General features: G+C 75.9%; 8 protein-coding genes. 6 read left to right on the top strand and 2 right to left on the bottom strand.

Going from position 1 to position 8,858, the window contains the following annotated elements:
• Together AB0399_RS17520 and AB0399_RS17515 are read right to left on the bottom strand one after the other, a co-directional pair.
• A partial coding sequence (locus AB0399_RS17520; RefSeq protein WP_366411896.1) for a hypothetical protein occupies positions 1 to 209 on the bottom strand: 209 nt, incomplete at its 3' end.
• Positions 210 to 836: 627 nt separating this feature from the next.
• A complete protein-coding gene (locus AB0399_RS17515) occupies positions 837 to 1,769 on the bottom strand; it encodes a hypothetical protein (protein ID WP_366411895.1) in 933 nt (310 codons plus the stop codon).
• 445 nt (positions 1,770 to 2,214) lie between these two features.
• Here AB0399_RS17515 and AB0399_RS17510 point away from each other — a divergent pair, with 445 nt between their 5' ends.
• The 6 genes from AB0399_RS17510 to AB0399_RS17485 all read left to right on the top strand — a co-directional run bounded on the left by AB0399_RS17510 (position 2,215) and on the right by AB0399_RS17485 (position 8,785).
• A complete protein-coding gene (locus AB0399_RS17510) occupies positions 2,215 to 3,156 on the top strand; it encodes a hypothetical protein (protein ID WP_366411894.1) in 942 nt (313 codons plus the stop codon).
• Between the two features lie 109 nt (positions 3,157 to 3,265).
• Positions 3,266 to 3,703, top strand: coding sequence for a phage tail protein (locus AB0399_RS17505; RefSeq protein WP_328467052.1), 438 nt, complete (start codon positions 3,266 to 3,268; stop codon positions 3,701 to 3,703).
• Complete coding sequence (locus AB0399_RS17500; protein WP_328467050.1) at positions 3,704 to 4,429, top strand: LysM peptidoglycan-binding domain-containing protein; 726 nt, start codon at positions 3,704 to 3,706, stop codon at positions 4,427 to 4,429.
• Positions 4,426 to 6,327 carry a VgrG-related protein gene (locus AB0399_RS17495; RefSeq protein WP_366411893.1) on the top strand — a complete coding sequence of 634 codons (1,902 nt, stop codon included), beginning with the start codon at positions 4,426 to 4,428 and terminating at the stop codon, positions 6,325 to 6,327. The genes AB0399_RS17500 and AB0399_RS17495 overlap by 4 nt, the downstream gene beginning before the upstream one ends.
• Positions 6,327 to 6,827, top strand: a complete 501-nt coding sequence (locus AB0399_RS17490) for a GPW/gp25 family protein (protein WP_329366648.1) — start codon at positions 6,327 to 6,329, stop codon at positions 6,825 to 6,827. Before AB0399_RS17495 ends, AB0399_RS17490 begins: the two co-directional genes overlap by 1 nt.
• Positions 6,827 to 8,785, top strand: a complete 1,959-nt coding sequence (locus tag AB0399_RS17485; protein WP_366411892.1) for a putative baseplate assembly protein — start codon at positions 6,827 to 6,829, stop codon at positions 8,783 to 8,785. The genes AB0399_RS17490 and AB0399_RS17485 overlap by 1 nt, the downstream gene beginning before the upstream one ends.
• Positions 8,786 to 8,858 lie beyond the last annotated feature (73 nt).

Genomic DNA, 8,858 nt, shown 5'->3' with positions numbered 1-8,858 from the left:
GGCAGCGGCGACGTCCCGGCGGAGCCGGCGGCCGGACCCGCGGTGCAGCGCGCGGTGTCGGCGGCCCAGGCCACCGGGCCCCGCGTGGTGCCGCTGGTGTCCAGGCCGCCCGCGCCCACCGCGCTGACCAGGGCGCCGGCCCCGCAGGTGGCGCGACGCGCGCTTCCGACCGTCACCCCGGCGCCGAGCGCGCCGGTCGCACCGGTCAACGCCCCCACCGCCCCCACCACGTCCTCCGGGCCGGCCGGTGGCGGGTCCGCCGGCGGAACGGGCGGGGAGCCGGGCGGCAACAGCCCCGGCGGATCAGGCGGGTTCGGCGGACCGGGCGGTGGCACGCCCCCCGGACCGGCACCCGCGCCTGCCCCTGCGCCGGTCCAGCGGCAGATCGAGCGCGAGGGCGCCGCCACCGGCCCGCTCCCGGGCCGCGGTACGCCCGGCGGTGACAGCGCCCCGGCCCGTACGGCGCCCCTCGCGGCGCCCGACGCCGGCGCGCCCCAGAACGCCTCGACTTCCCTTCCGGTGGCCCCCGTTCAGCGGACGGCCACGCCCGCGCAGGGCGGCGCCGGCCGCACCGGCGGGCTCGGCGCGCCCCTCCAGGGACCCGCCCCCGTGCACCCGGTGGCCCAGGTCCAGCGGCGGACGTCCGCCGCCGCTCCCCCGGCGAGCCCCGCTCCCGCGCGGCAGAGCCCGATCGGGCCGCCGACCGGGCGGAGTTCGGCGGGCACCGGCGGTTCCACGTCGGTACCCGTACCCGTACCCGTACGACCGGCCGGCCCGGGTACGTCACCCGCGGCCTCGGCCGCGCCCGGGGCGACGCCCGCTGCTCCCGCGGCCGTTCAGCGCCGTGCGGTGCCCCCGGCGAACCCGGCGAACGCGGCGACCCCGGCGACCCCGACGAGCGGCACGACCCCGGCGGGTCCGGTGCCCCCGGCGACCGGGCTCGGGGCGCCCATGTCCTCGGCCCAGGGCGCGACTTCGGCGCTTCCGGTCTCCGCGCCGCGCGGGGCCGACGGGCCGTCCGTGCCCCACGGCCCCTCGGCCGCGCCTGCGGGTGCGGGTGCGGCACCCGCCGGACCCGGCGCCGTCCAGCGCCCGGCCGCTGACCCGACGACCCCGTCCGCCGGGCTCGGCGCACCCGTGCCTTCTCCCGGGCAGGCCGCGGGTCCCGCCGCGGCGGCTCCCGTCCAGCGGGCGGCCACCGGTCCGGTGGCCGGCCCGGCCGCGCCCTCGGGCAGCACGGGATCGCGGCCCGCCACCACCCCGGGCGGCTCGGCCCCCCGGCAACGGCCGCTGCTCGGCGCCCCGATGTCCGCGCCGCCGCCCGGCGCGGCGCCGCTCACCGGACGCGCGGTACAGAGGTCCGCCGCCTCGGCAGCGGTCCGGCCGTCCGCCCCGCAGGCGGGTACAACCTCCGCTGTCAGCAAGGGCGTTGCGGGCCCGTCCGGCAGCACCCCGGCCGTACCGGTTGTGCCGGCCGCCCCGGCCGCTCCCGGCGCCCCGGCCGGTACGCCGACGCGCCCGCAGACCGCGGTGCCGTTCCCGCAGCCGTCGGCGGCCTCGAACCCGCCCTCCGCACCGGACCGTTCGCCCGGCGGCGCTCCCCCCGTGAGCCAGTCGCCCACCGCTCCCGTCCAGCGCGCGTCCGCCGCGCCGAACGCGCCGAGCGCGCCGAACGCGCCCTCCCCGTCGGCCGGTTCGGCAAGCGTCCCGGCCGGCCCGGCTCCCGTGCAGCGCGGCGCGGCCACCCCCGCCGGCCAGAACAGCGCCACGGGCACCGCCGGTGCACCGGTCCCGCCCTCCGGCGGCGACCGCGCGACGGCCACGGCGACCACGGCGGCAGCGGCCCCCGCCTCCTCTCCCGCCCCCGTGCAACGCGCGGTGGCCGCAAGGCCGTTGGCGTCCGCACGTCCGGTGCGGACGACCCTGCGGCCCGTGGCGGCCGCGGGCCCCCGGCAGCCCGCCACACCGGCGGCGGTGCCCCTGCGCCCCACCGGGCACCCCGAAGCGTCCGCGACCCGTCCCCAGCCGTCTCCCCAACAGCCGTCCGGCGCGAACCCGTTGGGGACGGCGGCTGTCGCGCAGCCGGCCACCGCGCCGGTGCAGCGCCGTACCGCGGCCGGAGGGCCGGCCCCGGCGACCGGAGCCGTTCCGCCCGCCGCCCCCGTACCCGCATCCGTGCCTGCACCCGCACCCGTACGCCCGGCGCCCGCGACCATGTCCACGGCCGCGACCACGGCCGGGCCCGGATTCGTCCAGCGCTCGATGGCCGGACCGCTCGCCACCGCGCCCCTCGGCACCGCCGCGCCGCTGACCCCGGTGACCGGCAACCCGCCGGCGGCCCGCTCCGCGCACCCGCTCCCCGCCGTGCAGCGCATGGCGGCCGCCGGGGCCGCGCCGACCGCCGCGCTCCACGCGCCGGTTCCCGCGCCCATGCCGGTGCCGAGCCCGGACGTACGCCCCGACAGCACAGGACCGGTCCGGCACGGCACCGACGCGCTGCCGCTGAACGGCGTCGCCGAGGCGTTCCCCGCCGTACGGCCCGCGACGCCCGCGGTCGGCGTATCCGGCGCGCCCACCGGGCAGTTGCCGGTGCAGCGCGCGGTGCTCGCGCCCGTAGCGGCCGGCACGGCCACCGGCGGCGTACCGGCCGCCGTACAGACCGCCGTACAGACCGCCGTGCACCAGGCGGTCCCGACCTCGGCGCAGGCCGCCGTCTCCCTCGCCCCGGTCACCTCCACGTCCGCCGCGGAGCTGCCGGTGCAGCGCGCACCCGCCACACCGTCGCTCGCCTCGCGGATGACGAAGTTCGTCTCCCCGCAGCGCACCGCCGAGGCGCGGGTCACGCCCGTCACGGTGGGCCGGGACGACGGCGGAAGCAGCGGCGGCTCCCGCGCCGCCAAACCACCGGCCGACCCGCCACCCGCGTACAGCCGTTACGACACCCGCCGCACCAACCCGCCCCGCGGGAACGGCGGGAACAGCGGGAGCGGCGGCAACGACGCCGCGGGCGGCGCCGACTTCGACGCCCGCACGCTCTCCGACGGCCAGGTGGACGAGTTGACGCACCGGCTGATCGGCCCGCTGACCCGGCTGCTGCGCACCGAACTGCGGCTGGACCGGGAGCGGATCGGCAGGTTGCGTGACTCCCGCCGCTGACCGCGCCGCCCGGCGGGCGGCCCCCGCCGGGCCGACCCGCCGGCCCGCCCGCGCCACTTCGGCCCGCACCCCGGGCCCACCCGACTCGTCCGCAGAAAGGCAGTGATCGATGGCCAGCGACCTTGACCCCGGCTCCACCATCTTCTTCAACCTGACCATCGACGGCGAGAACCTGGGCACGTTCAACGGCTGCGAGGGACTCAGCTCCTCCGTCGAGATCCACCAGCACCAGGAGGGCGGCAACAACGGCTTCGTGTGGAACCTGCCCTCCCGCGTGACGTTCTCGAACATCACGCTCACCCGGCCGCTCACCAAGGACACCTCCAAGGTGGCGGCCTGGATCACGTCCATCACCACCGGGGTGACACGGCCCACCGCGCAGATCGCCGCGCTGCGCGCGGACGGCTCGATCGTCGCCCGCTGGGGGCTGATCGACGTGCTGCCGGTGAGCTGGCGCGGCCCGTCGCTCGACCCGTCGAGCCCGTCGGTGGCCACCGAGGTGCTGGAGATCGCGCACCACGGCTTCACGGACGCGGGGGCGGCGTAGATGGCGAGCAGCAGCGGCGGCGCGGGCAAGAGCCTGGTACGGGCCTCGCTCGCCATCCACCAGGCGCCGATCGGCTACAGCACCACGCCCGGCGGGCTGATCAAGACCTTCGACTTCGACTTCAACCCCTCGGAGCTGTCGCTCAGCCGGCGCGCGCAGTGGAAGACCACGCCGACCGCCGCCGTGCGGGACGGCGCGGTACCGGAGTTCATGGGGCCCGAGCCGCGCGAGCTGTCGGTCGAGGTCTTCCTGGACCGCTCCGACGACCCGAACAGCAACGACGTGCGCAAGAACGTGGAGGCGCTCTTCTCCTGCTGCGAGGTGACCTCGGCGAGCATCGAGGCGAAGCAGCCCTCGACGCCGTGGGTGGTCTTCCAGTGGGGGTCGTTCTCCACCGCCCGGTTCACCGCGTACGTCAGCTCGGTGGACGCGTCGTACACCCTCTTCGGCACCACCGGCGTGCCGATCCGGGCCACCTGCCGGCTCCAGCTGAACGAGATCCCGAGCAACACCCTCGGCCAGAACCCGACCTCCGGCGCGCTCACCGCCCGCCGGGTGCACCGGGTGGTGGCCGGCGACTCGCTCCAGTTCCTGGCCTGGCGGGAGTACGGCGACGCCACCGTCTGGCGGGCGATCGCCGAGAGCAACGACATCGACGACCCGACCCAGCTGGTGCCGGGCACCGAACTCATCCTGCCGGCAGCCGAGGAGGTCGGCCTGCGATGACCAAGATCGGCTACTCCAACGTCCTGCACGTCACCATCGCCGGCCGGCCGCTGCTGCCGTACCACGCCACGCTGCTGGTCGGCGGCTGGGTGGACTTCGGCGTGGGGGTGCCCGGCGCGTTCCAGCTCACCTTCCGCGACCCGAAGCGGAAGCTGCTCGGCGAGGCGGGCGCCAAGATCGGCGCGGACGTGGTGCTGGCGCCGGTCTCCGACGGCCAGGGCGCGCAGTCCCCGCTGCTCACCGGCGAGATCACCGGCCTGGAGACGGACTACGACGGCACCGGCACGTTCAGCGTGATCCGCGGCTACGACCTCGGGCACCGGATGCTGCGCCAGCGCCGGGTGGTCGCCTACCGCAACATGACCGCCTCGGACATCGCCCGCAAGCTGGCCGGCCAGGACAAGGTCCCGATCGGCCAGGTCGAGTCCACCAGCACGCTCTACGAGTTCATCACCCAGGCCAACGTCACCGACTGGGACTTCCTGAACCGGCTCGCGGACGAGAACGACATGGTGATGTCCCTGAGCTCCAAGGGGAAGTTCCAGTTCGTCAAGCCCGACCCGGCGTCGGGCGCTCCCCCGGTGAGCACGCCGAGCGACAAGAGCCCGTACGTCCTGGAGGCCGGCGTCGACATCCTGCGCTGCCGGGCGGCGGTGACCTCCGCCGACCAGGTGGCCCGGGTCGAGGCGCGCGGCTGGGACGTGACGACCAAGCGCGACCTGGTCGGGCGGTCCACGGCCGCGGACAACCCCGGCATCAGGATCGGCACCAGCCCGGCCGCGGCGGTCGCCGCGTTCGGAACCGCGACGCTCGTCGAGACCGACATCCCGTACGACAAGCAGGGCGAGGTGAAGAACGCCGCCGACTCGCTGGCCGCCGACGTCACCGGCTCGTTCGCCGAGCTGGAGGTGACCGTCCACGGGAACCCGAAGCTGCGGCCCGGCGTCCCGGTCGCCCTCGCCGACGTCGGCACGCCCTTCGAGGGCAAGTACACGGTGACCGCCGCCCGCCACACCTTCGGCGAGGGCCGGCACTACGAGACCTGGCTGACCGTCAGCGGCCGGCAGTGGCGCTCGCTGTACGGGCTCGCCTCCGGCGGGTCCGGCGGGTCCGGCGGCGGCGCGGGCGCCGCAAGGCTGCCGGGGGTCGCCAACGCCCTGGTCACCGACATCAAGGACCCGCTCAAGCAGGGCCGGGTCAAGCTGCGGTTCCCGTGGCTCGACGACACCTACGTCAGCGACTGGACCAGGACCGTGCAGTTCGGCGGGACCAGCGGCGGCGGGCTGATCGGCCCGGACGTCGGCGACGAGGTGCTGGTGAGCTTCGACCGCGGCGCCCTGGACCACCCGTTCGTGATCGGCGGGCTCTACAACGGCAAGGACAAGCCCGGCACCGTGGACGTCCCGCCGTACGACGGGACGTCCGGCAAGGCCGTGCGGCACACGCTGGCCGACCGCAGCGGCAACCGGCTGGACCTGCTCGACCAGCGGACCGGCGGCAAGCGCGGGGTGCGGCTGAGCTCCGGCGACAACCGGCTGGTGGTCAACCTGGACCGCACCCGCACCGAGATCACCGTGGACAGCAAGGGCTCGGTGAGCATCAAGGGCACCCGGTCGGTGTCGATAGAGGCGGGCGGGAGCCTGTCGCTGAAGGCGGGCGGGAACCTGTCGCTCAAGAGCGGCGGGGTGCTCAACATCGAGGCGTCCACCATCAGTGCCCGCTCGCTGGGTGCGGTCGCCATCAACGCGCTGGCCGCGCTGGAGCTGAACGCGGTGGGCGTCACGACAGTGTCCGGCGAGGGCGCGCTCATGCTCAGCTCGCCGCTGGACGTCACGGTGGACGGCACCAGTGTCATGCTGCTGGGTGTGGTCACCGCCAACGGGATGCCGGTGGTGTGATGGCAGAGCAATTCGTCGGTACCGGCTGGGCGTTCCCGCTGCGGATCGGCCCGGGCGGCGGCATCGCCATGGTCAGCGGGCAGCAGGAGGTCGAGGAGGCGATGCGGCTGGTGCTCGCCACCGCGCCGGGCGAGCGGCCGATGCGGCCCGAGTTCGGCTGCGCCATCCACGACATGGTCTTCGCGCCCGTCAACGAGGCGACCGCCGGTCGAATCCAGCACGAGGTGTATGCCAGTCTGGACCGCTGGGAGCCGCGGATCGAGGTGGAGGACGTCGAGGTCACCGCGGGGGACGGCCAGGGCGTGCTCTACATCGACGTGCGCTACTCGGTGCGGGGCACCAACAACCCGCGCAGCCTGGTCTTCCCGTTCTACACCATCCCCTCGCACGACTACCCCGACCTGCCCGATTCGTCCAGTTCCGCCGGCTTCCCCGGTTCCGCCGACTTCCCTGGCGGGTCGTCCGCGGACTCCCGGCCGGCCCCCGAAAGCGACCGCTGATGGCCCTGCCCTCGCCCAACCTCGACGACCGCCGCTTCCAGCAGTTCGTGGACGACGCCAAGCGCTACATCCAGCAGCGCGCCCCCGAGTGGACCGACCACAACGTCTCCGACCCCGGCATCACCCTGGTCGAGACGGTCGCCCACATGGCCGACCAGGTGGTCTACCGGCTCAACCGGGTGCCGGAGAAGAACCACCTGGCCTTCCTCGACCTGATCGGGATCACCCTGTTCCCGCCGACGGCCGCCCGCACCGACGTGACGTTCTGGCTGTCCGCGCCGGTGGGCGAGCCGGTCCGGCTGCCCACCGGCACCGAGGTCGCCACCGCCCGCACCGAGAGCGAGGAAGCGGTGGTCTTCGCCACCGAGGCCGAACTCACCGTGGTGCCGTGCGAGTTGGAGTACCTGGTGGTGCAGCACGGCGAGAAGGCCGCGGTGGACCGCACCTCGGACCTCGCCGAGGGCGGCGACCTGATGTGCTTCAGCGAGTCGCCGCGCCCCGGTGACTGCATGCTGCTGGGCCTGAGCTCCGCCGTCCCGCACTGCGCGGTCGCGCTGACCCTGGACAGCCGGGTCGACGGTGTCGGCGTGGACCCGCGGCAGCCGCCGCTGGTCTGGGAGGCGTGGACCGCGGACGGCTGGACTCCCTGCGAGGTCGACCGGGACGGCACCGGCGGCCTCAACCGGCCCGGCGAGGTGGTGCTGCACGTCCCCGGCGGCCACACGCTGTCCAGGACCGGGCGGCGCGAGGCGGGTTGGCTGCGCTGCCGGGTCACCGAGCCGCTGGCAGGCCAGCCCTTCTACACCACCTCGCCCACCGTCCGGTCGGTCGAGGCGTTCACCATCGGCGGCACCACCGGCGTCGTGCACGCCGAGACGGTCCGCGACGAGGTGCTGGGCGAGTCCACCGGGCTGCCCGGCCAGCGGCTGCGGCTGGCGCACTCCCCCGTGGTCGGCGACGTGCCCGCGCTGCTGCTGCAGGTCGCGGGGGACAACGGCTGGACCGACTGGGAGGCCGTCGGGCACTTCGCCGCGTCCGGCCCGTACGACCGGCACGTCACGCTCGACGCGGCCACCGGGGAGATCGCCTTCGGCCCCGCCGTCCGCGAACCCGACGGCAGCCTGCGGCAGTACGGCGCGGTGCCGCCGATGGGTGCCGCGATCCGGGTCCGCCGCTACCGCACCGGCGGCGGCCGGGCCGGGAACGTCGCGCGCGGCGCCATCCAGGTGCTGCGCAACTCCGTCCCGTACGTCGCCGAGGTGGTCAACCGCGAGGCCGCCAAGGGCGGGGTGGACGGCGAGACCGTCGAGGAGGCCAAGGCCCGCGCCCCGATCACCCTGCGCGCCCAGGACCGCGCGGTGACCTTGCGGGACTACGAGGAACTGGCCCGGCGCGCCGCGCCCGAGACCGCCCGCATCACCTGCCTGGCCGCCGACCCCGACGAGCACGGCGCCCACGCGGTGCGGGTGCTGGTCGTCCCGCAGGCGGTCACCGACCCCGGCGGGCGGCTGCGGTTCGAGCAACTCGTCCCGGACGACGCCCTGCTGGAGCGGATCACCGACTACCTCGACGACCGGCGGCTGATCGGCACCCGGCTCGCGGTCGGCCCGCCCTACTACCAGGGCGTGACCGTGGTGGCCACGCTGCACGCCTTCCGCGGCACCGACACCGAACTGGTCAGGCAGCGCGCGCACGACGCCCTCTACCGCCACCTGGACCCGCTCACCGGCGGGGCCCGCGGCACCGGTTGGGCCTTCGGCCGCCCGGTGCAGGCCGGCGAGGTCTTCGCGGTGCTGCAGCGGGTGCCGGGCGTGGAACTCGTCGACCAGGTGCTGCTGCACCCGGCCGACCCGCTCACCGGCAAGCGCGGCGACCCGACCGAGCGGATCGACCTCGAACCGCCGTCCCTGGTCTTCTCCTTCGACCACCGGGTGCGCGTGATCGGGGGCCAGGAGTGACCGCGGCGGCGGACCTGGGGCAGGTGGCGCCCGGCGGGCGCGGCTCGATCGACGGGCTCGGCTCGTCCTCGCC

The organism is Streptomyces sp. NPDC088194 (genome assembly GCF_040702025.1).
GTDB lineage: Bacteria > Actinomycetota > Actinomycetes > Streptomycetales > Streptomycetaceae > Actinacidiphila.
This window is presented reverse-complemented; position numbering and strand designations above follow the sequence as displayed.

Coding starts and splice junctions, on each gene's coding strand:
- AB0399_RS17510 (WP_366411894.1), top strand. CDS start 2,215: ATGTCCACGGCCGCGACCACGGCCGGGCCCGGATTCGTCCAGCGCTCG.
- AB0399_RS17505 (WP_328467052.1), top strand. CDS start 3,266: ATGGCCAGCGACCTTGACCCCGGCTCCACCATCTTCTTCAACCTGACC.
- AB0399_RS17500 (WP_328467050.1), top strand. CDS start 3,704: ATGGCGAGCAGCAGCGGCGGCGCGGGCAAGAGCCTGGTACGGGCCTCG.
- AB0399_RS17495 (WP_366411893.1), top strand. CDS start 4,426: ATGACCAAGATCGGCTACTCCAACGTCCTGCACGTCACCATCGCCGGC.
- AB0399_RS17490 (WP_329366648.1), top strand. CDS start 6,327: ATGGCAGAGCAATTCGTCGGTACCGGCTGGGCGTTCCCGCTGCGGATC.
- AB0399_RS17485 (WP_366411892.1), top strand. CDS start 6,827: ATGGCCCTGCCCTCGCCCAACCTCGACGACCGCCGCTTCCAGCAGTTC.